This is a genomic window from Mucilaginibacter sp. GW822-FHT03E02 (genome assembly GCF_058801545.1).
The window spans coordinates 1,199,285-1,225,987 of record NZ_JBXANJ010000002.1 but is presented as its reverse complement, the minus strand read 5'-3'; the positions used below and the strand labels follow the sequence as shown (position 1 = coordinate 1,225,987).

Sequence of the window (26,703 nt, the reverse complement as noted above, 5' to 3'; positions counted from 1 at the left end):
TCGGGATAAAAAATCTTGATTCCTGGCTCTTGATTCTTGACTCTTATCAGTAGTTTTGAATTAACCAATTATAAAACATGAACAAAGTAGTAAGTGATGCCGATGAGGCCATCCGCGACATCCGGGACGGTATGACCCTGATGTTGGGTGGTTTTGGTTTATGCGGATTACCCGAAAAATGTATAGCCGCCCTGGTAAAAAAAGGGGTAAAACAGCTTACCTGTATCAGCAATAATGCCGGCGTTGATGACTTTGGCATCGGACTGATGCTGCAACAACGCCAGGTAAAAAAAATGATTTCATCGTACGTTGGCGAAAACGCCGAATTTGAACGCCAACTGTTAAGCGGCGAACTGGAGGTAGAATTGATACCCCAGGGCACACTTGCAACACGGTGTATGGCAGCTGGCTACGGCATGCCCGCCATTTTTACCCCAGCTGGTGTTGGTACCGAAGTAGCGATAGGCAAAGAAGTCCGCAATTTTAATGGTAAAGATTACCTGATGGAAATGGCCTTTGATGCCGATTTTGCCATTGTAAAAGCCTGGAAAGGCGATACCATGGGTAACCTCATCTATAAATCAACCGCCCGGAATTTTAACCCTGTTATGGCTATGGCCGGAAAAATAACCATTGCCGAGGTAGAGGAGCTTGTTGAACCGGGACAACTGGACCCTGATCATATCCATACGCCGGGAATTTATGTACATCGAATTTTCCAAGGCGGGGGTTACGAAAAACGAATCGAACACCGTACGGTGAGAGTAATTTGAAAATTTGAAAATTTGAAGATTTGAAAATGAATAAAAATTGGTAGAATATTATTTTAATGAGAGACGATAAAGAAAACCTGATTGTTAAATTGACTTTTGAGTTTGCACTCGATATAATTGAGTTTTCGGAAGAACTGGAATCGAATAGAAAATATGCTATTGCAAGACAGATTATCAGATCGGGTACTTCAATTGGGGCGAATGTTCGTGAAGCCCAAAACGCCGAAAGTAAAAATGACTTTATACATAAATTTAAGATAGCTGCCAAGGAAGCTGACGAGACTGAATACTTCCTGTTGCTTTGCCAGTTTTCGAAGGGCTATCCGTTTAGTGAGTCACTAATTGAAAAGTTGAAGGTGATCAAAAAATATTATCAAAAAATTATAGCGAGTGCAAAAAGTGGATAGTATGAAAATTAAATTCATCTTCAAATCCTCAAATTTTCAAATCCTCAAATTAATTTTATGTTAGATAAAAACGGCATCGCTAAACGCATCGCCAAAGAAATAAAAGACGGTTACTATGTTAACCTTGGTATAGGCATCCCAACATTGGTGGCCAATTACATCCCCGAAACTATGGATGTTGTTTTACAATCAGAGAACGGCTTGTTGGGGATGGGGCCATTTCCGTTTGAAGGAGAGGAAGACCCGGATGTAATTAATGCCGGTAAGCAAACCATAACCATGCTGCCTGGTTCGTCAATATTCGATTCGGCTATGAGTTTTGGGATGATCAGGGCCAGGAAAGTTAACCTGACTATCCTGGGCGCCATGGAAGTATCCGAAAACGGGGATATAGCCAACTGGAAAATTCCTGGCAAAATGGTGAAGGGCATGGGTGGCGCTATGGACCTCGTGGCATCGGCAGAAAATATTATTGTAGCCATGCAGCACGTAAACAAAGCGGGCGAATCGAAGTTATTACCTAAGTGCACCTTGCCTTTAACCGGCGTGCACTGTGTGAAAAAAATAGTAACTGAACTGGGCGTATTTGACGTTTTGCCGCAGGGCGGCTTTAAATTACTGGAGCGAGCCCCTGGCGTAACAGTAGAAGAGATAATAAAAGCGACTGCCGGAGAGTTAATAATAGAAGGGGAGGTGCCCGAAATTGTGCTTTAAAAAAATATCTGTAATGAGGTATAGCATTAATTAAAAAATATTTGCATCTTACAGATAAGTTATTGCGTATAAATGACAATATTAAATTAAGTTATGATAGATTATCCAGAACTGATACTAATATTCATTTTGTTATCCATTACAATGCCTGTTTATCTGCTGCCATCTATAATGGCCAGGGAAAAAAATAACTTCTTATCAGTGTTACTGTTGAACGTACTTTTAGGCTGGACTGTGATAGCCTGGATAATTTCGTTAGTTTGGGCGCTCCGCACAGATAAAGACCCGCTCCGCTCTTATAAACTTAATACCCACAATTGCTGCCCCAAAATCGAGGCTGAACTTACGAAGCTGAGAAATTTGTTCAGGGCCGGTGTAATTACAAAAACCGATTACCACAACGAAACCAGGAAAATTATAGGAAACTAATTATAATTTGAGGATTTGAAAATTTGAAGATTTGAAAATGCCTGATTAATTTGAAAATTTGAAGATTTGAAAATTCCGAGAATATCTTACTTGGTAAATGATGTTTGTTAATCATTTTCAAATTCTCAAACGGCGAAGCCCTCAACGAAGTTAATCTTCAAATTCTCAAATTAAAACAATTTTGTTCTTAAATCAGCTGATATTTCTTCTGTTACCGCGATGATATCGTCGGCAACGTGTGTGTTGTTGGTTATCACCTTATCGCATTCGTCTTTGTAAGGCAACAGGAACTCTTTATAGGCTGGTACCACATGGTTTACCCATTTGTACATCACATCATCGTGTGAGTAGCCACGTTCCTGCAAATCGCGTTTAAGGCGGCGCTGTAAGGCTATGTCATCTTCGGCCTCGATGAAAATTTTCATATCCAGCATGCCGGCAATCTCTTTAAAGTGCAATATAAATAAGCCTTCTACAATCAGGATAGGCGCAGGCTTTATTTCCAGTACTTTTGGGATGGCATCGGGGTTATTGAAGGTATACTCATGTTTAATGACAGGTTCTTTATTTAAAAGCTTACCAATATCATCATGAAAATGCCGGTCATCTATAGTCGAGGGCAAATCAAAGTTGTACAACTTATTCTCCTCCTTGGTCATATTATGCGCCACAGGGATGTAGTAGTCATCCTGCGATACCAGGGATACTTCATCGGCAGTAAAATGCTCCAGGAAACACTTCAAAAAAAAAGTTTTGCCAGATCCGCTTCCACCGGCAATTCCAATAATATAAGGTTTATTCATTCGGGCTTCCGTAGCTGATATTTACGTTAATGCGTTTATCTAAGGCGCCTAAAGCATCGGCAGTGTTCTTGGTCATTACAATAAGTACATTTTTTGTTGCCTCGCTATCGGTAAAACGGCCCACTACTTTTGCGTAAGTAGTATGGTTATTCATGGGGTTGGTAATTTTTATAACCGTGCCTATTGGCGCAGTACGGTGTAAAACCAATTCTTTTTTGGAATCGAGGCCGGTGTCATCGTTCCAGATAGCGACGCCACGTTCATTTTTTTCGTACAGGCCAAAACGGTTGGCTTTGAATTTTGCGTCGGCACTATCAATTGGCATGTTTGCCGAATCGGGTTTCAATACATCCTGCTTGGCAACCGTACGTTCTTCCGGCGGCATACCGGTGCGAACTTTGATGATCTGGTCGGCTTTTAGATCATCCGAACTTAGGTTGTTTAAATTCCTGATATCCTCAACTGAAGTATTAAATCTTTTGGCAATGGAGTAAATTGTCTCGCCGGCCGATACCTTGTACTGTTGTACGTTATCCATGTTTACCGCTGTAGCTGCTGGCTGCGTTGTTGCCGGCGCCGGTGTAGCTGGTTTTGGCGCTGCTGCCGCAGGTTGCTGTACTACAGGTGCCGGCTGTGGCTGTGCTACCGGTTGTTGTACTACAGGTGGCGTTTTGGAAACGGGGGGCTGAACCTGGGGCTTTTGCTGTACTACCGCTGGTTGCACCACTGGTTTTGTTGGCTGCGCTGTAGTAGCCGCTTGCGTTTCATCAAATGGCAGGTCGGTAGGTACTTTAATAGTACCGCCAATTTTTAGCGGGGCGTTGTTATTAAACTGGATGATAGTCTTTGGGCTTACTTTATAACGCCTGCCTATGGAATAGTAATTGTCTTTAGGATCTAATTTGTGGAGGATGATTTTTTTGCCATTCTGGTTTTCAACACCGATAGAATCTTTAGCAGTACTTGCAAAAACGGAGACAGAAATGGTGAGTAAGGGAGCGATCAATAAAAGGATCTTTAATTTCATAATATGTTATAATACAGTATTTTGTAAATTTAAAACTATTAACACCGACCTGTTTTTAAGGTAGATCAGTTTATTATTATGTACTACAAACGCCTCGGGCTGCAATTTTTGTATATCGGTTTGCAACAAATCATGATAAACCGTATCACCTTTATCGTCAAAAATATAAAGGACTTGTTTCAGTTGCCCGTCCAAAAACGTGTGCAAAGATACAATTCTAAAATTATTGTGTTCAAGGTAATCCACGGTATTTCCGTAGGCCTCAACCCCGTCCTGCAAACTTTTAAATGCTCGCGCCGGTAACAACTGTGGGCTTAAAATATGGTTGTTTAAACCCACATCAATAACAGGCTGATAGGTTCTTAATGTTGCCCCGGTTTTAATATCGGCCAGAACCGGCCTTTTAGGCTGGATTTGGGTATTGTAAACCACCGGGCCATTTACCGACAGATAATCAAATGCCAGGGTGTAATTGCTCCATAGGGTTTTTCCCGATAAACCGTCAATAGCCGTTAATCCCTTGTGGGCGGGCCCTTTTTCTGATTGATAATTATGCAGAACAAGTACCCCGTCAAATGCTGTCTCGATTCCTGTAAGCCATCGCTCAGGAGTTGTAAGGCCTTCAAAATTTACGATGCCACTATCCAGGCTGATTGATGTAAATGACACCAACTTGTCCGCGCTGTTGCGCACTTCCAGGAATATAATATTACTCAACTCGTCAATCTCCATACGCCACACTGGCCATGTACATTGATCTTGGATGAATGGTAGCAACTTTGTCATAAAGTGTGTAAAGATGCTTAATATCTTCAAAACAGTGGTAATTTTACAAAACATTGCCTTTGCGGCAGTGTTAAATGCACTAAATCACCACTACTATGAATGCTGAACAAATTAGCTTAGAAGAAACAAAAGTAAAGCCCGTTGTAGATCATTTGAACGATCTTTTGGCAAACTACCACATCCATTATCAAAAACTACGCGGATGCCACTGGAATGTAAAAGGGGCAAGTTTTTTTACATTGCACCTTAAATTTGAGGAGTTGTATACCGCTGCGTTATTAACCATTGATGAACTGGCCGAAAGGATCCTGTCGTTAGGTAAACCGCCATATAGTACGTTTAAAGACTATATTGAAACCGCGCAAATCAAGGAGATTCAAACCATTGGATTAAAAGATACTTTAATGGTTAAAGCCATTATTGATGACCTGGCTGCTCTGATAGCCAAAGAGCGGGAGATATTAGATATCACTGCCAAAGCCGGCGATGATGGTACCAACGATATGGTAAACCGCTTTATGCAATTTAATGAAAAAAACACCTGGATGCTGCGTTCATTTGTGAACGAGGATTAAGGCTTGAATAGCAGAGAATCAAGAATTAAGAGTCAAGAAAGAAAGCCGCTTGCATAGTAAGCGGTTTTTTTTAGAGATTTTTTTGCTGATGAATCATAGCAAAACTTACTGGTGTATCTGATTATCTCCTAACTTTAAAGTCAATAAACCAATTGATAAAATATTCAGACAGACCTTTAATTTAGCTTTGACAAAATGAAAGAACAAATTGGCACTAAAGAAAGCCCCTTAGCCCTTAAAACACCGCCATTGTCCTCAGAATATATCATGCACGCCGATGTAAAAGATGGTAAAGAAGTTTTGGTGTGCACCGTTGGCAAGACGGTGTTACTGTATGATTACCGTTGCCTTGAAGATTTGCACACAATGCTTAAGCAGCACGGCGACTGGATGGAACTGGGGAGTGCCGACGAGCAAAAGCCGGCCAAAGAAGGCACCGTTGAAGCATGGGGACGCTCTCCGGAAAATCCAGTTGGCGGCTGGTACGGGCTCAAGAAAGGTTTACGTGGCCGTTTTGGCATGTACATTCCGCCCCTAATGGAAGCATTGGGGCTTGCCGACGTAACGCATGAGGCAAAAGGGAATAAAATGCGGGCCAAATAAGGAGAGTTTGATAAGCCGAATTATAATTTAGCTGTCGTATTTGTCCAGTATTTCCTGCAATAACTCCGCAGGAATTCGGAAGTCAGTAGACTATATTTTTGCGAAAAGTACCTTTAATGAAGGGATGACACCATGTTTTTTGGCCAAAATGAGTACGCCAATAGTGCCTGTGTAAGCAATATTTAACATTTTGGCAAGTTTACGTCCTTTAAGGTCATCAAGAATTAATGATGGGAAACAACTTCCTGGGCTAAAGCGATTGCACTGGCTTCGCCCAGGTCAACGGTCTCGGCATAAGTATAAAGTAGCTCTTTGTTTTTTACAGTTTGAACAATTACCCACACTGGTAGTTGTTTGCCATACTCAGCGGCAATTTCGGGAGTTGTGAATACTTGCCCGTAAAGGTCATTGAGGATTGTAAAACAGTCAATTTTATCAAGCAAAATAAAACAGCTTGCATCGGTAATGATGGTATTAGCCTTTTGAAATTCTTTCAACATCAGCAATCACATCTTCTGCAGTATACTGGAAATAAGCCACATTAAATTTAGTTAGAATAGCGGGGAAATCCCACTTTTTTACTCCGCACATTTCGGCTGCCTGGCCTAAAGATAATTTATGGGCTTCATATAATTTTGCGGCTATCAACTGTACTGTTTCGTCGTGTTCTTTTTCAAGAGCATCCGGAATCTGGAGTGTTAGTGTAGTCATCTTGTTAAGATAAACATCTAAAGATACAGATTTTCTTTAAAAAAGTGTATGATCAAATTCAAATGTCAATCTGTTTTTAAATACTTTTTTACCCCAGAGGATATCTCAAATATATCAACACTAATGGGATAAGCAAAAAAGGTATCTCAATTAAAGCGGCTTTGAATTCACGTACATAAAAAAACATCACCATCAGAAAAAATATCAGGGCGGCGTTTAAAATGTTGCCTGCTACAAAAGTTTGCGGCATAAGGATAAGTATTCCACTTAACAGTGTCAAAACCGACAGCACTTTTAAAGTGGCCTGGCTTAAATTTAATTTGCCAAATAATTTTGCTTCGGGGCCAGTGGTATCTGGCTTCATAGTTAATCCCTGCCAGCCGTGTTTTATGCTCATAAAGGCTGCAAATAGGATAAGGGCACCACTAATTAATTTGAGAGTCATGATGTTACGCTGTTATAGGGCTAAGCTACGTTCCGTTGTTTATAACATGTTTGCAAGCATCAATCAGCTATTTATCAATTTCAAACAATTTTTGCGCGAATTTCAATTGGTGATAGCGACGTTTGTTTTTTAAAGAAGTTTGAAAAGTGCGATAGCTGTTCAAATCCAAGGCTGTACGCAATTTCTGATATGTTCCAATCGGTTTGTTTGAGCAGGATTTTGGCTTCCTGGATAAGCCGGTTTGTAATATGCTCGGTTGTGGTTTTGCCGGTATTTTCTTTTAAAACTTTATTAAGATGGTTACTGTGCACGGCCAGGCGGTCAGCATAATCGCGTGCAGTTCGCAAGGTTATTTTTTGGTGTGGAGATGCTATCGGGAATTGCCTTTCCAACAATTCGATAAACAAGGATGATACCCTGGCCGATGCATTATGCGCACTGTTATAGGTGGTTAAGGGCTCCAGCTTTTGGCCGTAATGAATTACCTCCATTACATAATTGCGGATAAGATCGTACTTAAATAAATAATTGGAGCTTATTTCCTGCTGCATTTTTTTAAACATCAGTTCCAGTTCGTTTGCCTGCGCATCGGTAACCTGGAAAACCGGGTAGCCGCCCGGGCGAAAGATAGGGAGCTCATCTAATACAGCCCCGCTTTTTGATTGTATTAAAAAATCGCTGGTAAAAATGCAGAAGTAGCCGGCCTGATCCATATCCTGTGGCACCCAGTTATATGGTATTTTAGGAGTAGCAAAAAGCAAAGCATTTTTGTCGATGTTGATCACCTTATCGGCATACTCCGCAATGTTTTTACCCCTCACCAGGCTTATTTTATAGTAAGCCCGCCTGTTGTAGGGCATATGCCCCGGGTCGTCTTTAAATCGGGGAATCAGTTCTTCCAGGTTGAATATATTAAAATGTCCTATTTCTTTATTGATGCCGGCTGGCAACAGCGATTCTACATCGTCTTTACCTACCTGTTTATAAAATTCGTCGATGGTGATGGCTTGCATAGCTGGTTGTTAAATACTAAGATAAAGGTATTAATTACCACACAATTAAACTGATAGTGATTTGAATATGATAAATATATGATGCTTTATTTCTTGATTTATATCCCCAATACTATGATTTTAAAACACAACACATTTGAATATAGTAAACAATGATTTTACTGGTAGCCCATCGATACTACATTAATTAATAGCTGTTCACCGCATGCCAAAATTATCTAAACCGCTCGAATGATTGCCAGTATTTATCTTTATAAACATCATACGTTATGTCAACCTGGCCGGAATACTTTTGTACAATACCATAAGCTACAATGGATGGTTTTCTGAAATCTTTACAGGCAAAATATATATCCCGGGTGTTTTCGGCAGTTTGGCGGCCGATGTTCAGGTAGCCGTCGAAGTCTTTTAATTCACGAAGTATATCCTTTTCAATATTATCCAACAGCTGATAGGTTTTGTTGTCGGGCATGCCGTTACTACCTGTACCCCCATATTTAATTTCAATACTCATAATCCAGGGGTGAGATGCCTTGCTGTCCCAGTCAAGTAAATCTGTGTTAATGATAGCCACCACAGGGTTGCCGCTGTTCAGGGTTGCTTCAAGCCCCGAATAAGTGTCATTTTCTGTGTTGTGCCTTACGCCTTCGTACTTTTCGATAAATTCTTTTTCGCGCCAGGTTAAAAAATCTTTTAGTTTCGCTATTGGTACTAATTCGTTTTCAGCCTCGCTTTTACCTATAACATTCACATTATCTATGGTTGTAGCAAAATTTAGTTCGCCAATGAAATTGTCAAGAAAAATGTATATCCCATTGATGATGGTATCTTTATTTTGTTGTGTAAGGTCGTCATGTAAAACGGTGATATCTATTTCATCAGGGAATTCATTCGAAGTGTTTGCATAAAAGTGGATATTTTCGTCGCCAAATTTATAGCCCGCCATTTCGATGTATACGTTTGTAATATCTAAAGCAGGTTTCAGTGCAGTAAACTTCCAACCATTTATTTGGGGGGCGGCTTTAACAAGGTCTTCTACAAAGGGAATGTTTTTGATAGCGCCATCGGCAGTCAAAACAAGTTCGACGGTATGCTCATCAAATATGCCGGTTAAAAAATAAAATCCATCTTTAAGCTCGTTAAGCTTTGGCGAAAGTTTGTCGAAAAAATCTTTGTGGATATCTCCTTTTTCTTTTACTACTCTGAAAAAAGCCTGTTCATTTTTTTGAAACCAAGTCCAAAAATCTGCGTAGGACCTAACAGGTTGTTCACCACCTTTAAATATATTTTTTAGAAAACTCATGGGCTATAGTTGTTTTTTTAATGATAGGGTAGGGTTATTGTGATAAAAGACGCTTGTTGTTGCACCAAATATAAAAACACAATTAATTATATTAAACATTTCTACCTGCAATTCACACCCGACAAATGTCGCATTTAGCCATATTCCGTTTTAAAATATTCTGCTAATTTTATCAAAAGGAAATCAACCAAAAAAATATAAGATGGAAACAGCAGCTAAAACGGCTATTACAGTAGAGGCAACGGTAAACGCACCCATAGAAAAAGTTTGGGAATCATGGACTAAACCGGAGCATATTACCCAATGGTGCCATGCATCAGACGATTGGCACGCGCCCTATGCCGATAATGACGCGCAAACGGGCGGCAAGTTTAAAACAACCATGGCTGCAAAAGATGGAAGTTTCAGTTTTGATTTTGAAGGTGTTTACAGTAATGTAGTGCAATATAGCGTGATAGAATATGGGCTTGGTGATGGCCGGAAAGTAAGAATTGAGTTTGTTAGCGATGGCAACACCACTAAGGTAACGGAAACATTTGACCCCGAAACACAAAACCCTATAGAAATGCAAAGGGGAGGCTGGCAGGCTATTCTGGATAATTTCAAAAAATATACTGAAACCAGCCTGTAACTATTTTTTGCTAAATATAGCCATACGTGTTATATTTGCACACCAGGCAGGTGTAAATCTGCTTGATTGTTATTTTCCTATGGTGTAATGGTAGCACTTCTGATTCTGGTTCAGACAATCGTGGTTCGAGTCCATGTGGGAAAACCTTGAGCGGACATAGACGGATTTTCGTCTTTGTCCGCTTTTTTTTGATACCATCGTTATAGCCGGAACGTATTTTATCAGGCGTAGAAACTTCCTGACCTTCTCTCCATATTAGCTTCAAGGCGCGGCTCAACAAGCGCTATTTGCACAATTGTAAAAGCAGATTAGTAATAAGCCATTATAGTTTACTTCTGCCTTGTTTTTCTCACCTAAATTTAGCGTAACCAATTATATGCATTTCCCCCTGCAAATGCGCTTACAAAACCTGCTTAACAATGTTGAACATTGATATCAAAGATCTGTTATTAAAAGTTGCGCGTGACAGTGACCTGGCATCTTTTAAAAAGATCTACTTTTTATATTACGAGAGGTTGTTAAAGTTGGCTTGCTCTTATGTGAAGTTAACCGAAGTGGGTGAGGAGATTGTTGATGATGTTTTTGTAAAAATATGGTCTAACCGGTCCGGATTGACAGAAGTGAACAATTTAACGGTTTATTTATATGTAGCTGTAAAAAACAGGGCTATAAATCATAATTTGTCAAATCGGATAACTTGTGTTGATATAGAGTCGGTTAGTTTTGAGCTTAAAGATGCCAAGGGCACTGTTGAAGATATATTTATTACCGATGAACTTGCAAAAACTATCAATTATACCATACAGCGGCTGCCTGATGAATGTAAAATAGTATTTAAACTGGTTAAAGAGGATGGCCTGAAATACCGGAAGGTGGCGGAGATATTGAATATCTCTGTTAAAACCGTTGAGTACCATATGAAGAACGCATTGAAAGCTATAGCTGCCGCAGTTTCCGCGTCGCCAAGCCATAAAAGAACAATTAAAAAAGCATCCTCAAATTAAATTTCATTTTTTCACTGGGGTATTTTCGTTTTCTCCTGTCCTTGTTTCTGAAACAAAAAAATGGATCAGGACACTATTTGGACACTTGTTGGGAAAAAACTTAATAACGAGGCTACTCCGGAAGAGCTTCGTCAGCTGCGTCATTTGCTCAGGCAACCATGGGCCGATGTTTATTCCATACAGATATTAGAGGCCATGTGGCGGCAAAATCCCAATAAGCCGCCACGTTTTATTCCACATAAACTTCAGCAAAAATGGGACAAACTCGAGAGCAAGCTCGAAACCGACAGTCCCCGAACTGATACCTTCCAGGGCCCGGCGAATGAGGCTGTTCCCCGGCTTAAAAACAAGAGGCATAGACTCATTTGGGCAGTAGCTACAGCGGCTTGTTTGGTTTTGGGCTTATTGGTTTTTTTTTACCGGAAAAGATATTCAGATACTGATAATGTTAAAACTTACCAGGTTGTAGCGGCAGGAGGTAACATCAGCAAGATTGTATTGCCCGATGGTACTAAGGTTTGGCTTAATGCAGGCAGCGAAATTTTTTATAAAACAAATTATGGCAGCAAATACAGGGAAGTACGCCTCACCGGCGAGGCGTTTTTTGACGTTGTGAAGGATGCCGAACATCCGTTTATTGTACATACGGCTACTATACGTATAAAAGTGTTGGGTACAGCTTTTAATGTAAGGTCATATGCAAACGATAATGTTTCTGAAACATCACTGATTAGGGGTAGAATTGAGTTGACTACCACTATGGGCCCAAGACAACGAATTATATTGAAACCCACCGAGAAATTAACAATTGTTAAGCGGAAAGGACCTCAAGACAATAAAGGCGAAGACCTTATTATCTTAAGTACGTTGCATACCGCAAAAACCGACTCATTGCCATCAGAAGCGCAATGGCTTGAAAATAAACTGGTATTTGATAACGAATATTTTGACGAGGTAACAAAAAAAATGGAAAGATGGTACGGTGTTTCTATTTCATTTAAAAATGACCGGCTAAAGGAAAAACGATTTAGCGCAAAATTCACAACAGAGTCGCTAAGTACAGCATTGGAAGCGCTTAAGGCAACCAGTAATTTTAACTTTTTAATAGATAAACAAAAGGTGATTATTTACTAACCAATAATGTTATAACCTAAAAAAATGCCTATGATAAAATTTGATCCTTAAAACTATTAAACCAAAAAAGCGGAGAATGTTGACGCATCCCCCGCAATACTTGGTACCGCAACTACGAGTGTTCTAAAACCAATAATTAAAGTAACCTAAATACTAAATTATGAAAAAAAATGCTTGCCGCATAAGTAATATGCGGTTGCAATGCCTATTAAAAATATTACTCATGACAAAGTGTACCCTAATCCTGATAATTATATCTGCATGTCAGGTTTTTGCCAAAGGCTACGCCCAGGATAAAATCAGTATTAACCTTCATGACGTTTCTATAAAAAAAGCGCTTACCGAAATTGAAAAAACAAGCAATTACCGTTTTGTTTATAATGACGACGCACTAAACGAAAAGCATATCGGCAATATAATCCTTAATAATGCCTCGATAAACCAGGTGATGGATGTGTTGCTGACCCAAACAGACCTCATATATAAGCTGGGCAATAACAACCTGGTTATCATTTCTGATAAAGCATTGCAGGCAGTGGCCCAACCCATTACAGGGCGGGTAACAGACGATAAAGGCGGCCCGTTGCCTGGCGTAAGCGTAAGGGTAAAAGGGGCGCAAACAGGCGTTGTTACTGATGTTGATGGAAAATTTACAATCAATGTGCCGGATAACAATGCAGTATTGACATTTTCGTTCATAGGCTTCACTTCAACCGAAGTAACAGTTGGTGATCGTAAAAACATCAACATAACACTGAAGGGATCATCAACCGATTTAAGTGAGGTGGTGGTAACCGGATATGGCCAATCGGTTGCAAAGCGCGATTTGACCGGTGCTATATCAACCGTAACTGCCAAACAGATAGAAGAACGCCATCCCATCAACCTTATCGATGCTTTACAATCGCAGGCATCGGGCGTATTGGTAATAAATGATTCGGGTGAACCGGGGGCAACCGGCTCCATTCAAATACGCGGTGGTTCTACCTTCTCAACTGCAGGCAACTCGCCTTTGTTTGTAATTGATGGTATTTTAAGCCAGAGCGCCGATAACGTGAACCCAAATGACATTCAATCAATTGAAGTATTAAAAGATGCTGCATCGGCAGCTATTTATGGGTCGCAGGCTGCCAACGGCGTTATATTAATTACCACTAAGCGTGGCCAGGCCGGTAAGCCACTTATTAACGCGCAGTACGCCCGTATTTTTGGTGTGATGGCCCACAAGCTGGAGCAGCCAAATTCAAAAGACCTGCGCGTTGAAAGAAATTTATACAACGGTAACAGCCCTGATAAACCAACCACCACCAACGATTCATTAAATGTGGTTTTTAACTCGGATAACGATAACCAAAGCGTAATTACACAACTGGCCAAAAAAGATATACTTGATTTTGGCGTGAGCGGTGGCGAAAAAAGTGTGCAATACTACTCCAGCATCAGGTATATTAATGATCAGGGCCTGATAGTTAACAGCTACTCAAAAACACTGCAGGTTAGGTTTAATTTGGATTACCAGGTGTCGCCAAAGTTTAAATATAGTAACCGTTTATCTTTTGGTTACAATACCAACAATAACATTAACGAGGGTAATACCATTAACCAGGCATTTCAGCGACCATCGAATTTAGCTTTGTATTATCCCGATGGCACCTTAACCGGCTACATTAGCGGGCGGCGTAACCAGTTGTCAGTTGCATTGCTGGAGGTTAACGTGACCAATACGTATACCGGCGATTTGTTTAACCAGGTTGATTATAGCATCACCAAGGACCTGCGCTTAACCAATAACTTCGATTTTGGTTTATCAACTCCTCATAATACTTTCTTTGATCCTAAATTACTGAGCAGCGCCAACCCACTGGTAAATTCGGGCAGGGAGAGTTTTGCCGTTAACACCAACTGGGCTTATCAGGGATTTTTAAATTACAATAAAACATTTGGCCAAAACCATTCCATATCTGCTGTAGCAGGTATAAGCGCCGAAAAAACGCAGAATAACAGCTTTAAAATAGCGGGTACAAACTATGCTAACGAAAGCATATATACCTCAAATGTTGCCGGAACTATAGATCTGACCAATACTGGTACTGACGCCGGGTCAACCAGTCGCGAATCATTTTACGCGCGTGCAGGTTACAACTACAAAAGCCGGTACATTATCAGCGCGGTTTATCGCCGGGACGGATCGTCAAAATTTGGTTCATCCAATCAGTTTGGTAATTTTTATGGCTCATCTGCAGCATGGCGTTTCTCCGACGAATCGTTCATGAGCTGGTCTAAAAAATTCCTGGGCGATGCCAAGTTGAGGGTAAGTTATGGGCAGGTGGGTAACGATCGTATTCCCGCCAACTCCAACCTGCTGATTTATACTTTTGGCTCGTCCTTTTATAATGCTGTCAATGGCGTAGTTTTAAGCAACCAGTTTGGCAATGCACAATTAAAATGGGAAAGTAACATTCAGAAAAACATTGGTTTAGATCTGCAATTCTTTAATTCCCGGCTTAATATAACAGCCGATTATTATCAAAAGGTAACAAAAAACCTGCTCTATCAGCGCAATATTCCGGTAGAGACGGGTTTCACCAACGTATATGTAAATGTTGGCGATATTTCAAATAACGGCTGGGAGTTTGCTGTAAACGCAACACCGGTTGCAGCAAAAAACTTTATCTGGAATATTAACGCAAGTTTATCTATCGAGCGCAACAAAATCAGGAGCCTGTATAATCATCAACCATTTTTGGCCACGGCGGGAGGTGCCACCTATCTGGTTCAGGAGGGCGGAAAAATCGGCGATTTTTACGGATACAAGGGCCTGGGCGTTTACCGGTATGATGTCTCAAATGCCTATGATGGTAATTGGAATAGGTTAACACCGGTAGGTGTTTCTGCTGATGGTAAAACTGCTACGGGCTATGAGCTGAATGGTAATACTTATACAGGTACCGTGCACCATATGTACGCCGGTGGTGCTTTATTGCTGGGTGGCGATATGATATTTGATAACGTTAAAAAGGATAGTGTGATTGATGCTAATGACAGGCAGATAATAGGCAACGCACAACCATCGTTTTATGGGGCCATCATCAATACGTTTACTTATAAGCAATTTAGTTTGTCGTTTACGCTCAATACCAACTGGGGTGGCGAGGCCTATGACAGCCCAAGGCAAACCTTAGATAACCTGGCAACATCGGGCATTGTGGCCGATAATAATACCACTTATAATTCGTGGAAAAACCAGGGCGATATTACCAATATACCTTATATGGGCCGTAAGAATTCAACAGCGAACTTCCCGGGCACGCAAACCAGGTTCCTGGAAAACACTTCGTTTATAAGGCTCAGTTATGCAAAGTTTACCTATAACCTGCCGGCAAATGTGGCCTCGCGTATTAAACTTAAAAATATCGGCGCATATGTATATGGGGCAAACCTGCTCACGTGGACTAACTATTCCTGGTACGACCCTGAGTTTTCTTCAAGTTCGGCATTAACGCCGGGGAATGATAGTGGACGGTATCCGCGAAGGCGCGAATATGGTTTTGGAATAAACGTTAATTTTTAATGAATTTAGTCATGAAAAAAATATTACACATTACTTTTTTGATGCTTTCCATTGCGTTGTTTAGCTGTAAAAAGCTGTTGGATCAGCCTCCTAAAAGCCAGTTGGCCAGCAGTAAATTTTGGAAAACAGCTGATGATGCCAAGGCCGGTATAGCCGGGATATACGATGGTATTCAGGATATGTTTAGTACCCAGTATATTTATTGGGGGGATGGACGGAGCGATAATCTCACTTTCCACCCCACTTATAATGATGGCCTGCCGCTTGCATTAAACGTCTTGACACCTACCACCACCGGTGCCGATTGGACGCTGATATATGCAGCTATAAGCCGGGCTAATTTTGCCATAAAATATATCCCTACTATTGATGGTATCGACCCTGTTTTGTCAAAAGATTTACTGGCGCAGGCCTTGGGTATAAGGGCCTACTGTTATTTCTGGCTGATACGGCTTTGGGGAAATGTGCCGGTATGGACAGAGCCTTATGAAGATTTAAGCACCGACCCGTACAAAAGTGTAACACCGGCAGCTGATATTGTAAAAAACGTTATCCTGCCCGATTTGCTTAAAGCCTATGACCTGTCTGACCACACCACTGCGGTAGTATGGAATTTGAATTCCGGGGGCATTGCTGCCATGTTAATGGATGTTTATATGTATAATCATGATTATACCAACGCCTTATTGTGGTGCGATAACCTGTTTAAATTAAACCGTTATAGCCTGGAAGCTACTGCCAACTGGAAAAATAATTTTATTGCGCCGACAAATACCAAAGAGAATATCTGGAGTTTAAACTGGGATTTTACCGTTGATGGAGGTAACAAAACATCCCAGGAGATTGGAGCTGGCGATACCAACAGTGATTTTGCTGTTGACCCGGGATTGTGGACCTATTATACTACAACAACTGCCGATATCAGGGGGCCGCAGAGTGTTGATTTTAAGGTGAGTAATCACGATAAAATATTAAAGTATTATGCCCCAAACCTGGATAAGAACGGTAACCAGATTTATCCAAACTCGCCGCAGGCCAATTTGTATTTTCCATTATACCGGCTGGCTGATATTTACCTATTAAGGGCCGAAGCTTTGAACCGAACAGGCGACCTGGCCAACGCGTTGGTTTATCTGAATAAAGTACATACCCGGGCAGGCTTGCCCGCCTACCAGGCAAGCGATTTTGCCGATGCTGATGCCATGCTATACGGGAATCCGGTAAACGCCAATGGTATTTTGCGCGAGAGACAGCTGGAATTATTTTGCGAGGCCAAACGCTGGTTCGATTTGCAAAGAAATAACATCATCATCAGCACGATGGATCCGGTGATCAGGAACAGGCAATTGGCCAAGGGATTTCCTGCCACCGGTTTTGGCGACCCGAGAAAGGTGCTATGGCCCATCAATCAAAATGTATTAAACGCTAATACTAAACTAACTCAAAATCCACCTTATTAATCATAGCATTTAAAACAATATCAAATGAAAAAGATAAAACAAGCATGTTTATGGTTTGCTTTTGCAGGGCTTTTAATAAGCATGGCCGGCTGTAATGTAGCCGGATTAAAGTTGCAGGAAAATGCCGACTATCACCCCTATGTGCTCGATCCGCATATTGATAAAACCACCTGGCAATACATTAAGGACCGCAGCTACAATTTTGCCGGTAAGGATACCATTTTTAAACTGATGCGGCAGGCTATTGAATATTCGGGGATAGATACAAACCTGTACATTAAAACCAATTGTACATTTATATTATTGCATAACGATGCTATTTACAGAACAACCCTGGTAAATAAAGTGCCCACAATTACCGCCGATTGTTACTGGGGGAAATACCTGGTGAATGGTGTTCCTGGTAAAAAGTGGAGCGATTACCCTAAAGAGCAGGTTAAAAACTACCTGTTGTATTTAATTGTGCAAGGAGCATATTCATTTAACAACCTATCGCCGGGCAACGTGATAGCCACCACGCTTGAGCCGTTAAATTACGATCCGTTAAACCCTACCTCGGTGATGACGCTGCGTGTTAACGACGATCAGAATTTTACCATGCGGTTAAATGATTTCTCCAATTCTGTAGGCTATGTAAGCGTACGAACAAGCAATATTTTGCCTGTAAACGGAGCCATACAGGTAATTGACAGGGTACTTTTCTATCAAACTAAATAATACCTAATCTTTATTACTCCTGCCGCGGCAAATTTTTGCCGCGGCAGGTTATTTAATTTTGCAACTGATCTAATACCGGTTTACTCAATCCGGATAATTGATCTTGTTGTGGCTTCAATAGCTCCAGCACAATAATGTGGTTATGTCCTTTTTTCAGCCATTCTGAAGGCAGGTATAGGGTTTGCTGCGGGCCGATATTCCAATACCGTCCCAGGTTGTGTCCGTTTACCCAAACTACGCCTTTGCCCCAGCTACTCAGGTCAAGGTAGGTATCAGCAACCTTGCTGAGGTTAAAGCTTCCCCTCTTAATTAACGGCGACCGGGAATGATGTGCCGTTGTAGCAAACTTTACTTTCTTTAAATTATTAAAGGGTAACGAATACATTTTCCAATGCTGCACCTCGCTGCCGGCAAAAAGCACCTTTTGGGTAATGCCCTTTTTGTTTTGCAGCAGGTATTTGCCAAAGTTGATGCGGCCAAGGTTTTCTACCAGGATATCCAGGGTTATTTTACCGGCTGGTAGTGTAAGGGCCAAACTATCCTGGTTTAAACGGCGGTCGAGTGTGCCAACGGTTTTGCCATTAATCATTACTAAAGCATAATCTCTTAATTCTTTAAGTTTAAGCACACCCGCTTTGCCTCCGGCGATTGTGCTTCGGTATAAAACAAAACCATAATCCTGGTGCAGGTCTTCAAAAGTAAGTGGGGCAATGCTTGTTTTGGGGGCTGGTAAAGCGTTCAACAAGCTTACCGACTGAGCGAATTTAATTGCCGGTATAGCCATAGCAGGTTTTGCTATAGGAACAGCAGGCAGTGTTACCCCGGCGGGCAGGTGTTTTTGTATCACTTCCCTGAATTTCATAAACTTTGGCGTGGCGTTACCTGCCTCATCCAATGGCGCATCATAATCATAACTGCTGATTTGGGGCTCGTAAGGGGTTCCGTCTTTATAATTGGCGCCGTTCATGAATCCGCGTGTTGTACCGCCATGGAACATGTACATATTGATAGATATACCTGCTGCCAATACAGAATCAAGGTGGCCTGCGTACTGTTCGGCTGGTACGGTATGGTGTTTGGTGCCCCACCAGTCAAACCAGGCCGGATACCATTCGGCAATATAGTATGGCCCTTTGCCATCATGATTGTCGTTGATTATCTTTTTCACTTTAGCAGGATCGTCAAGCCCGTTAACGGCCGGCAGCAGGCCCGGCAAATGGCCTTTTACCAAATCGGGTGCCGGATCGCAGGTGTACAGTAAGCCATCAAAACCGGCTTCTTTAAAGAATTTTTGATTGATGGAGAGATATTCCTTATCGCTGCCATAAGATCCGTATTCATTCTCTATTTGCACCATTAATATATTACCACCATGGTTTATTTGCAATGGCGCCAATTGTTTGCCTATTTCTTTAATATAACTTTCATATTCTTTAAGGTACCGGGGTTCTTTACTGCGCACTTCCAATCCTTTTTCGTTTTGCAGCCAATACGGATAGCCACCAAATTCCCATTCGGCACATACATATGGGCTTGGCCGTAATATTACCCACAGCCCTTCTTCCCGGGCTATCCTGACAAACTCGGCAACATCATTATTTCCGCTGAAATCGAATTTTCCCTTTTGCGGCTCGTGCAGGTTCCAAAACACATAGGTTCCTATCGTGTTCAGTCCCATCGCTTTGGCCATTTTCATGCGTGCGCGCCAGGCCTGGCGGGGTACGCGGGGGTAGTGCATCTCGCCTGATATCATCTGGAAGGGTTTGCCATCTAACAAAAACGCTTCATTCCCCAGGGTAAACGTATGGGTTTGAGCAATTGTATTAATGACATTTAAAAGGATTATTGTAGAAAGGATAAGGTGTTTTAATTTCATTTCGGTGTTATTAAAGCTGTTTATATTTTATAACAGTGCAGTTTAAGTTATAATTGATTTGGAGAGGTCAAAAAGCATATCATTTAATGATGTGGCGTCTGACCGTTGTGCTTGGCCAATACCCATTGCCCAACTTTAACACCCTGTATTATACCATTGTCAATTGCATCTTTAAAGTGAATCCCTCCCCAAAACCGGGACATACCGGCCTCGGTAGCGGCTTGTGTAAATGAATTAAAACTACGGGGGGTAAGGCCATATTTTTCTTCCACGTTATCTGTATAATGAAAATTGTCGCCAAAATAATGCGTAAGTATTACCGCAGATGCTGACGATATCACAGAATGACCGCTAATGTATTCGGGGAATGGAGGGGTTTGTAGCAGCGGCTTCCAGTTAACATCAATATATTTACGAATTGCAGTTTCGGGGCGTACCCTGTTAGTGCGGTACTTGTCGTCCCAGCAGCATATAAAACCATCCAGCAATCCGGTTGCCACCATGGTATGAATTTCCATGGCTTTTGAAAACCCTGTTTTTGCCTGACGGCAAGCTATGCCGGTAATTCCCATCCAATGTGCCCCTGGCGAAATCTTTTTCAGGCCTATCAGCATGTGCCCGTTATCCTGAACGGCAAATGGATTGCAATCCCAAAAGCCTGCTATTGTTCGCTGTTCGGTGGTTAATCCTTCTGCACTGGCTTTATAGTTCATCATCATGAATTTATAAAAGGCGCTGTTTTTTTCTTTGGAGAAAGGTATCGGAGGTGCTGGCAGAAACTGCGAGGCCGAATCAAGTGTAAGCGGCCGGATGGTATTAAAATAAGGTTCAACCGGGGCCATATAAGCCGGTGGGGTAGGGTCCCAGGTGCCATCTTTGCCAAGTGGGGTATACCTCGTATAATTGCTGATCCTGTTGTATTTGTCTTTTTTGGCATAAGCCAGTATTTGTTTACTTATAGCCTGCGCATAATGTTTCGAGCTGTCAATAACCTCGTCAGTAAAACCTATTTTTTTGCACGAATCCAAAAAGCTCTGTTCATACTTGATCAATAAACTGCCCGATGGCTGCATCTTGCCGGCGGTTTCCATCATGGCTATTAACGCGCTTAATTGGTAGGCATATCCTTTAGCGTAAGCCGGTTTTTTAATAACGGGGTATTCATTCAAAATGCCATGCATGCTTTTAACACTTTTGTCATTTTCTGAGACAACTTCATACCCGGCAAGGCAGGTGTAAGAAAAGAAACGGGCTGCCAACGGGGGATTGGTTACATCATGGATCATAATAAGCGTCATATGATCAATCACTTTGGTAATATCGGCACTTGTTAATGCCGGCTGCGCCTGCTTTTTGCTACAGCCAGTATATAAAATGGCTGCTGCTAAAAGCATGGTTAAAAAAAAAGCCTTCCTGCTCATATAATTAAAATTCTTTATAGGCTTTTACCCCTTGTTGATTAATTCCGAAATATAAGATGTGGTTAATTTCTATCACGCTTCTTACATCGCCCCATAATTTAAAACCCGACTGAAGTTGAGGGACGTACTCAAAATGCCCTTTGCCATCGCCTTTTAACAGTATACCATAATTAGCGTCGTATTTGCCTAAGCGCAGCCGGGCCCTGTTAATGTTGCCGCATAATAGCAAGTCCTGGTTACCATCATGATCGTAGTCAAGACCGGTTATTGTAAAAACGGGTGAATACTGAACCTGTAAGGGCAACGGCGATGAATGCAGCTTGCCTTTGCTATCACTTAAGAAAAGAGTAGTAGCCAGGTTATTGGCCTGTAAATGGCCAGCTCCTTTTAACTCTAAAGCTGTAAATATATCCGTAAGCGTGGCGTCAGCATAGCTTTTATAATCAGGAAAACGCGGGCGCATGATGCTGAGTTGTTCTAACAGCTCGTCCCTTGAAACGTATGGATAACTTTGATGCTGAATATAAAAACAAAAGATAGGGTCAACGGCGCCATTGTCATCAAAATCTTTATAGTACATTTCTGCTGGTTCGTTGTCGCTGGCTTTGCATTGGGTATTTAATCCCTGGTTGCCAACTATCAGGTCGGGATGTCCGTCGTGGTTAAAATCTTGTACCAGGAGTTTGTTCCACCAGCCGCTGTTAGGGTTATCAAAATAGACTTTTGTGTTATTTACAAGCTTCCCGCCTTCATTAATCAATACTGTTACCGGCATCCATTCTCCAACTAAAACCAAATCGAGCTTTTTATCTCCGTTCATATCTACCCAGGCGGCATCAGTTACCATACCTATATCCTGCAGGGCCGTGTTATATTTTGCGGTCTCATTGGTAAAATGCCCTTTGCCATCATTTATCAGGATATAACTTTGAGGCGTTTCGGGATACCTGCCGGGTATTACCCTGCCACCTACAAATAAGTCGGGGTGCCCATCACCATTAATATCAGCTACTCTTACGCAGCTTTTACTACTGCGCATTGTGGGTAACGCACCTTTCGCCTTTGTAAAATTGCCTTTTCCATCATTTAAATAAAGCCTGTCCTGTAATAAAGGATCATCAGCTGTATAATTATCATAGCCTCCGGAAGCCACATATAAATCTGGTTTGCCATCGCCATTAGCATCAAAGAATACGGCATCCGCATCGTTGCTTTTTTTGTCGGCTTCAAAAGCTGACTGTGATTTTATGGCAAATTTACCATCAGCCTGTTGTATATATATGGTGCCCGGTTTCCCGTTACCGCCACCTACATACACATCCTCCAGTCCATCGGCATTTACATCGCCTTTTATCATACACGGGTTTGTGAATGATAATGGGTTTACCATTAGCGGCTGCCGTTTAAAATCGTTGAGAGCGTTTTTTTCCTGTTTATTATTTACTGGTGAGGCCACCTCGGCGAAAATAGGCTTTACAACCTTAGCTAACAGCGAAGTGTTAACCGCATTTTTTTCTTCCAGCGTTAGTAGCTGATTGGCTTTTATATTTTTTAAAACCTGCTCTTTTCCTTGTTGCCAAACTATTCGCAACGAATCAACTTCATGATCCTTACCCAGCCCAAAATGCAATATTGGCGAAACGCTTGACTGAAAGCCCCGGCTTGGCATTTGCTCAAGGTATTGCTTTTTGTTTTTTATATAAATGGTAACTTTCGCCCCCACGCCCTGGGTGTTTTTAGCCGCACCGTTGAGTTTAAGTTGCAGGTAGTGGTTGTTTACTTGTTTGTCTGATTCATTTTGATAAATAAATGCCGGTTGATTAATATTGTTGGTTACAAGGTCCAAATCGCCGTCATTATCAAGGTCGGCATAAACTGCGCCGTTACTATTTGATGATTGTGTAATACCCCAGGCAGCGCTGGTGTTGGTAAAAGTTAAATTGCCATTATTTTTAAAAAGATAGCTTTTTACTTGCGAAGATGGCATTTGCTGTACCAGGGTATATATATCCTTACGCATCAATCTTTTGTCTTTCAGAAAATCACCCATATATTTAACAAAATCCATGTTGGTGAAATCGCGGGTATAGCCGTTGGTTACAAACAGATCTTTCCAACCGTCGTTATCATAATCGGCAAATAGGGGGGCCCAGCTCCAGTCGGTATTTGAGATACCCGATAATTGCCCTATTTCGCTGAAGGTGCCGTTCCCATTGTTCACTTGCAGCATATTGCGCATGTACTGGTAATAGAACCCGGTACGAAGGGTTAATCCAAATTTTTCGTAATTATCTGGTGCAAATAATAGCTTTTGCCTGTGATTATCTTCAGGGAGCATATCCAGCGTGAAAATATCGGGCAAGGCATCGTTGTTAATATCAGAAACATTATTTCCCATCGAAAACTGGGATGTATGCCCTACAGATGTTTGTAGTTTATTGGTGAAGGTACCATCGCCATTGTTGATGTACAAAAAATCGGGGATGGTGTAATCATTAGATATATAAATGTCCGGCCATCCATCGCCATTGATATCGGCTATTCCTGCCCCAAGGCCGTAGGTTAAATCAGAACTGCTTATACCAGCCTGTTGCGTTACATTTTTAAAAATATTATTGTCGTTTTTATACAGTCGCACTCCATTTGGCGAATCTGATTTTTTTAAAATAGCGGTTGTGTTTACTTCATCTAAAACAGGCAACTGAATGGGGCTGTGGTTTAATAAAAACATATCCAGGTCGCCATCCCTGTCGTAATCAAAAAAAACGGCCTGTGTACTATAACCGGCATCTGCTAATCCGTATTGTTGTGCCTGTTCTGTAAAATGCGGAACGCCGTCTTTGTCATTTCCGCCATTAATAAACAGTTGATTTTGTCTTTTTTCGGCCCTTACATTTCCCGAATAGCAAACGTAAATATCCAGCTTACCATCGCCGTTTACATCGGCCATGGTAACCCCTGTTTTCCATGGACCTGGCCGGCCGGCTACATCGGCTACGGTTGTAATATCGGTAAACTGCATATGGCCTTTGTTCAGGTACAATTTATTATCGGTCATGTTGCCGGTAAAATACATATCCAGTAAGCCATCACCGTTTAAATCGCCGGTTGCTACTCCGCCTCCGTTGTAAAAGTATTCATACATCAACACGTTGGTATTTAAGCCTTCGGTTAAGGTATTACTGAAATCTACATGGGTTTGCTCCGGGGAGAGCAATGTAAATAAAGGGGTGCTATTGTTTCCATCGGTACCTTTATCTTCGGTTGGACGTTTGCAACTTGTTAATGCAATAATTCCGATAAAAAGTAATTGTGGGAATAATTTAATGTATGTGTTCACCAAGCGCCGTTTAAATTAATGGTCTAAAATTTTAAAAGAATGCCGGTATTTTACCACCGGCATTCTTCACAATAAATATATAAGAATTTTCTATCCCTTTAGTTAATATCCAGGGTTTTGAACTAACTTCTTATTTTTGTTAATCTCATCGCGGCTAATAGGCGGGAAATAAATTTTATCATCCCAGCTACGGTTTTCAACTCCCGGATCAAGTTCCTGAACTGTGTAGGTGTAATTGTAATTACCAGTGTTGTATCTGTAAACATTTACAGTTTTACCCGTCTTTAAAGTCCCCGTAATTTTTATAATCTTTACTTTATTGCCCAGCGTTGTTGGCGCAATCATCCAGCGGCGGGCATCGTAAAACCGTTGTTCTTCAAACATCAGTTCCACGTTTCGTTCGTTCCTGTACCGTTGTAACAGTGCGCCGCCGGCATCTGTAATTGCCGGCATTCCTGAGCGGAAGCGGATTTTATTAAGCCATGTTCTGGCCTCATCTTCCTTATTTAACTCAAGACATGCCTCTATAAAGTTAAATACAACTTCGGTATACCTGATTAAAGGCGATGGCACTTCCGAACGGGTATTTTGATCAACAATAGATGGATTAGGATCCATAAATTTCCTGATAGCGTATCCTGTACGGGTACCATTCCAGTTTTCGATAGGGCCATTCCTGGTATCCAGGCCAAAATAAGTTACCGGAGACCCCGTTTTTGTGTCGGTAACCTGGTAGGTTCCCATTTGAATTTCGTTATATGGATCGATACCCGCACCATCTGCAGTACGTGGTTTCCATGGCGCGCCATCATATAAAATGGAAGCATAAAAACGCGGGTCCCTGTTTGTATAAGGGGCGGCCTTCTCATCAGCGTTGTTCCAATCAAATTTCGATCCATCCATCATTTCATAGTCATCAACCATGTTTTGAGTAGGCTCGCTTGATGTCCAGCCATGATATCCGTTGGTACAATTGTTTCTGCCATACCAGGCGCCCCACTCGTCTTTGCTATTGCTGAAATAACGGGCAAAAACTATCTCTTTTTCACCGCCATTTCTTGACAAATAAGAATTTTGATAATTTGTAAATCCATCGGCAGCACTGGCAGGAGCAGATAAATCAAGTGCATAACCATATCCACCTTTAGCCATAAAGGCCTTTGCCAAATCATACACTTTTTGCATGTTAGCAGCACGAGTATCGGTTGTGTAACCCAAAAGCTCGGGATTTTTAAAAGAACCTAAGCTTTTTAATGATGCCACTCCAGTAGGAGTATGCAGCTTGCTGCCTGCGTATAGCAGCACCCTAATTTTTAAAGCCACGGCTGCATCTGCGGTAGCACGCCCTTTTGCCTGGCTAAGGCCGGTTAACGCTGTGTTGGCCGCATCCAGCTCGCTCACTATAAAATCAACACATTCGGCATAAGTGTTCCTGGCGACAGTATAGTCAGGAGAAGTAAGCGTATAGGTAGTCTTTACAATTGGCACACCGCCATAATAACGTAGCAGTTGGTTGTAAAAATAAGCGCGCATAAAATGGGCTTCGCCCATAAGCCTGGTAACTAATGCCTTATCCAGTTTAGATACAGTCAGCTGCTCTAAAGCAAGGTTAGCCGATCTTATCCGGGCATACATTTCATTCCACTCGTAGGTATTATTTACCCATCCTAAATGCGAAGGACTTATATTGGCCTCCATAATATCCTGCTTACCAAAATTATAGAGTGCATTGTCGGTGATACAGTCCATGCTTTCCTGGTTAAGCTCGGCATCGTGCAAGCCGTTATAAAGCTCGGTCACAAAGGCCTCAGAAAGGTTTGGATCTGACCATGTGAGATCTGACGGCGCCTGATTCGATGGCGTGGTACTTAAAAACTCCTTCTTACACGAAGCAAGCAGCACTACTAACAGTATCGCGATTGGTGAAATATTTCTTATAAATGTTTTCATATCGTTCAAA

Annotated in this window: 25 protein-coding genes; 12 read left to right on the top strand and 13 right to left on the bottom strand. The window is 41.6% G+C overall.

Annotation, left to right across the window (positions count from 1 at the left end):
* Positions 1 to 77: 77 nt before the first annotated feature.
* The 4 genes from AC1RM2_RS31755 to AC1RM2_RS31740 all read left to right on the top strand — a co-directional run bounded on the left by AC1RM2_RS31755 (position 78) and on the right by AC1RM2_RS31740 (position 2,323).
* Positions 78 to 773 (top strand): CoA transferase subunit A, encoded by a 696-nt coding sequence (locus tag AC1RM2_RS31755; RefSeq protein ID WP_492989141.1) that lies wholly within the window; start codon positions 78 to 80, stop codon positions 771 to 773.
* A gap of 56 nt (positions 774 to 829) precedes the next feature.
* Positions 830 to 1,180 (top strand): four helix bundle protein, encoded by a 351-nt coding sequence (locus tag AC1RM2_RS31750; RefSeq protein ID WP_492989140.1) that lies wholly within the window; start codon positions 830 to 832, stop codon positions 1,178 to 1,180.
* Between the two features lie 57 nt (positions 1,181 to 1,237).
* The gene (locus AC1RM2_RS31745; RefSeq protein WP_090648966.1) at positions 1,238 to 1,894 is read left to right on the top strand and encodes a 3-oxoacid CoA-transferase subunit B; all 657 of its coding nucleotides are present in this window, start codon (positions 1,238 to 1,240) and stop codon (positions 1,892 to 1,894) included.
* Positions 1,895 to 1,987: 93 nt separating this feature from the next.
* Positions 1,988 to 2,323, top strand: a complete 336-nt coding sequence (locus AC1RM2_RS31740) for a superinfection immunity protein (protein ID WP_090648970.1) — start codon at positions 1,988 to 1,990, stop codon at positions 2,321 to 2,323.
* Positions 2,324 to 2,493: 170 nt separating this feature from the next.
* Here the strand turns inward: AC1RM2_RS31740 and AC1RM2_RS31735 are convergent, their stop codons facing one another.
* Genes AC1RM2_RS31735 through AC1RM2_RS31725 form a run of 3 tightly spaced genes read right to left on the bottom strand, consistent with a single transcriptional unit; the run spans position 2,494 to position 4,939 of the window.
* Entirely contained in the window at positions 2,494 to 3,126 is a 633-nt protein-coding gene (locus AC1RM2_RS31735; protein WP_492989139.1) for a uridine kinase family protein, read from the bottom strand.
* Positions 3,119 to 4,153, bottom strand: coding sequence for a LysM peptidoglycan-binding domain-containing protein (locus AC1RM2_RS31730; protein WP_492989138.1), 1,035 nt, complete (start codon positions 4,151 to 4,153; stop codon positions 3,119 to 3,121). The genes AC1RM2_RS31735 and AC1RM2_RS31730 overlap by 8 nt, the downstream gene beginning before the upstream one ends.
* A gap of 6 nt (positions 4,154 to 4,159) precedes the next feature.
* Positions 4,160 to 4,939 (bottom strand): DUF4905 domain-containing protein, encoded by a 780-nt coding sequence (locus tag AC1RM2_RS31725; protein ID WP_492989137.1) that lies wholly within the window; start codon positions 4,937 to 4,939, stop codon positions 4,160 to 4,162.
* 95 nt (positions 4,940 to 5,034) lie between these two features.
* On the opposite strand from AC1RM2_RS31725, the gene AC1RM2_RS31720 reads away from it, so the two are divergent.
* Positions 5,035 to 5,514: a Dps family protein gene (locus AC1RM2_RS31720; RefSeq protein ID WP_477364984.1), complete on the top strand. Its 480-nt coding sequence runs from the start codon at positions 5,035 to 5,037 to the stop codon at positions 5,512 to 5,514.
* Positions 5,515 to 5,709: 195 nt separating this feature from the next.
* Entirely contained in the window at positions 5,710 to 6,117 is a 408-nt protein-coding gene (locus AC1RM2_RS31715) for a DUF6855 family protein (protein WP_492989136.1), read from the top strand.
* A 90-nt stretch (positions 6,118 to 6,207) separates the two neighbouring features.
* Here AC1RM2_RS31715 and AC1RM2_RS31710 read toward each other — a convergent pair whose 3' ends face one another.
* The 6 genes from AC1RM2_RS31710 to AC1RM2_RS31685 form a co-directional block, all read right to left on the bottom strand.
* On the bottom strand, positions 6,208 to 6,306 hold the full coding sequence (locus AC1RM2_RS31710) for a hypothetical protein (RefSeq protein WP_492989135.1): 99 nt from the start codon (positions 6,304 to 6,306) through the stop codon (positions 6,208 to 6,210).
* 35 nt (positions 6,307 to 6,341) lie between these two features.
* On the bottom strand, positions 6,342 to 6,617 hold the full coding sequence (locus tag AC1RM2_RS31705; RefSeq protein WP_492989134.1) for a PIN domain-containing protein: 276 nt from the start codon (positions 6,615 to 6,617) through the stop codon (positions 6,342 to 6,344).
* On the bottom strand, positions 6,592 to 6,828 hold the full coding sequence (locus AC1RM2_RS31700) for a UPF0175 family protein (RefSeq protein WP_492989133.1): 237 nt from the start codon (positions 6,826 to 6,828) through the stop codon (positions 6,592 to 6,594). Before AC1RM2_RS31700 ends, AC1RM2_RS31705 begins: the two co-directional genes overlap by 26 nt.
* An 88-nt stretch (positions 6,829 to 6,916) precedes the next feature.
* Positions 6,917 to 7,273 (bottom strand): hypothetical protein, encoded by a 357-nt coding sequence (locus AC1RM2_RS31695; protein WP_492989132.1) that lies wholly within the window; start codon positions 7,271 to 7,273, stop codon positions 6,917 to 6,919.
* A gap of 80 nt (positions 7,274 to 7,353) precedes the next feature.
* Positions 7,354 to 8,286, bottom strand: a complete 933-nt coding sequence (locus AC1RM2_RS31690) for a helix-turn-helix domain-containing protein (protein WP_492989131.1) — start codon at positions 8,284 to 8,286, stop codon at positions 7,354 to 7,356.
* A 214-nt stretch (positions 8,287 to 8,500) separates the two neighbouring features.
* Entirely contained in the window at positions 8,501 to 9,589 is a 1,089-nt protein-coding gene (locus tag AC1RM2_RS31685) for a DUF695 domain-containing protein (RefSeq protein WP_492989130.1), read from the bottom strand.
* Positions 9,590 to 9,791: 202 nt separating this feature from the next.
* On the opposite strand from AC1RM2_RS31685, the gene AC1RM2_RS31680 reads away from it, so the two are divergent.
* The 6 genes from AC1RM2_RS31680 (at position 9,792) to AC1RM2_RS31655 (ending at position 18,106) form a co-directional block, all read left to right on the top strand.
* Positions 9,792 to 10,220: an SRPBCC family protein gene (locus AC1RM2_RS31680; protein WP_492989129.1), complete on the top strand. Its 429-nt coding sequence runs from the start codon at positions 9,792 to 9,794 to the stop codon at positions 10,218 to 10,220.
* A 419-nt stretch (positions 10,221 to 10,639) separates the two neighbouring features.
* Positions 10,640 to 11,224 (top strand): RNA polymerase sigma-70 factor, encoded by a 585-nt coding sequence (locus AC1RM2_RS31675; protein WP_492989128.1) that lies wholly within the window; start codon positions 10,640 to 10,642, stop codon positions 11,222 to 11,224.
* Between the two features lie 60 nt (positions 11,225 to 11,284).
* Positions 11,285 to 12,358 (top strand): FecR family protein, encoded by a 1,074-nt coding sequence (locus tag AC1RM2_RS31670; RefSeq protein WP_492989127.1) that lies wholly within the window; start codon positions 11,285 to 11,287, stop codon positions 12,356 to 12,358.
* Positions 12,359 to 12,581: 223 nt separating this feature from the next.
* Positions 12,582 to 15,929 carry a SusC/RagA family TonB-linked outer membrane protein gene (locus AC1RM2_RS31665; RefSeq protein WP_492989126.1) on the top strand — a complete coding sequence of 1,116 codons (3,348 nt, stop codon included), beginning with the start codon at positions 12,582 to 12,584 and terminating at the stop codon, positions 15,927 to 15,929.
* Between the two features lie 11 nt (positions 15,930 to 15,940).
* A complete protein-coding gene (locus AC1RM2_RS31660; RefSeq protein ID WP_492989125.1) occupies positions 15,941 to 17,389 on the top strand; it encodes a RagB/SusD family nutrient uptake outer membrane protein in 1,449 nt (482 codons plus the stop codon).
* A 24-nt stretch (positions 17,390 to 17,413) separates the two neighbouring features.
* The gene (locus AC1RM2_RS31655; protein ID WP_492989124.1) at positions 17,414 to 18,106 is read left to right on the top strand and encodes a fasciclin domain-containing protein; all 693 of its coding nucleotides are present in this window, start codon (positions 17,414 to 17,416) and stop codon (positions 18,104 to 18,106) included.
* Between the two features lie 52 nt (positions 18,107 to 18,158).
* On the opposite strand, the gene AC1RM2_RS31650 is transcribed toward AC1RM2_RS31655, so the two are convergent.
* From AC1RM2_RS31650 to AC1RM2_RS31635, 4 genes are all read right to left on the bottom strand, one after another.
* Positions 18,159 to 19,982, bottom strand: a complete 1,824-nt coding sequence (locus tag AC1RM2_RS31650) for a glycoside hydrolase family 35 protein (protein WP_492989123.1) — start codon at positions 19,980 to 19,982, stop codon at positions 18,159 to 18,161.
* Between the two features lie 83 nt (positions 19,983 to 20,065).
* A complete protein-coding gene (locus AC1RM2_RS31645; protein ID WP_492989122.1) occupies positions 20,066 to 21,403 on the bottom strand; it encodes a vanadium-dependent haloperoxidase in 1,338 nt (445 codons plus the stop codon).
* A 4-nt stretch (positions 21,404 to 21,407) separates the two neighbouring features.
* The gene (locus tag AC1RM2_RS31640; RefSeq protein WP_492989121.1) at positions 21,408 to 24,743 is read right to left on the bottom strand and encodes a VCBS repeat-containing protein; all 3,336 of its coding nucleotides are present in this window, start codon (positions 24,741 to 24,743) and stop codon (positions 21,408 to 21,410) included.
* Between the two features lie 102 nt (positions 24,744 to 24,845).
* Positions 24,846 to 26,693, bottom strand: a complete 1,848-nt coding sequence (locus tag AC1RM2_RS31635; RefSeq protein WP_492989120.1) for a RagB/SusD family nutrient uptake outer membrane protein — start codon at positions 26,691 to 26,693, stop codon at positions 24,846 to 24,848.
* Positions 26,694 to 26,703 lie beyond the last annotated feature (10 nt).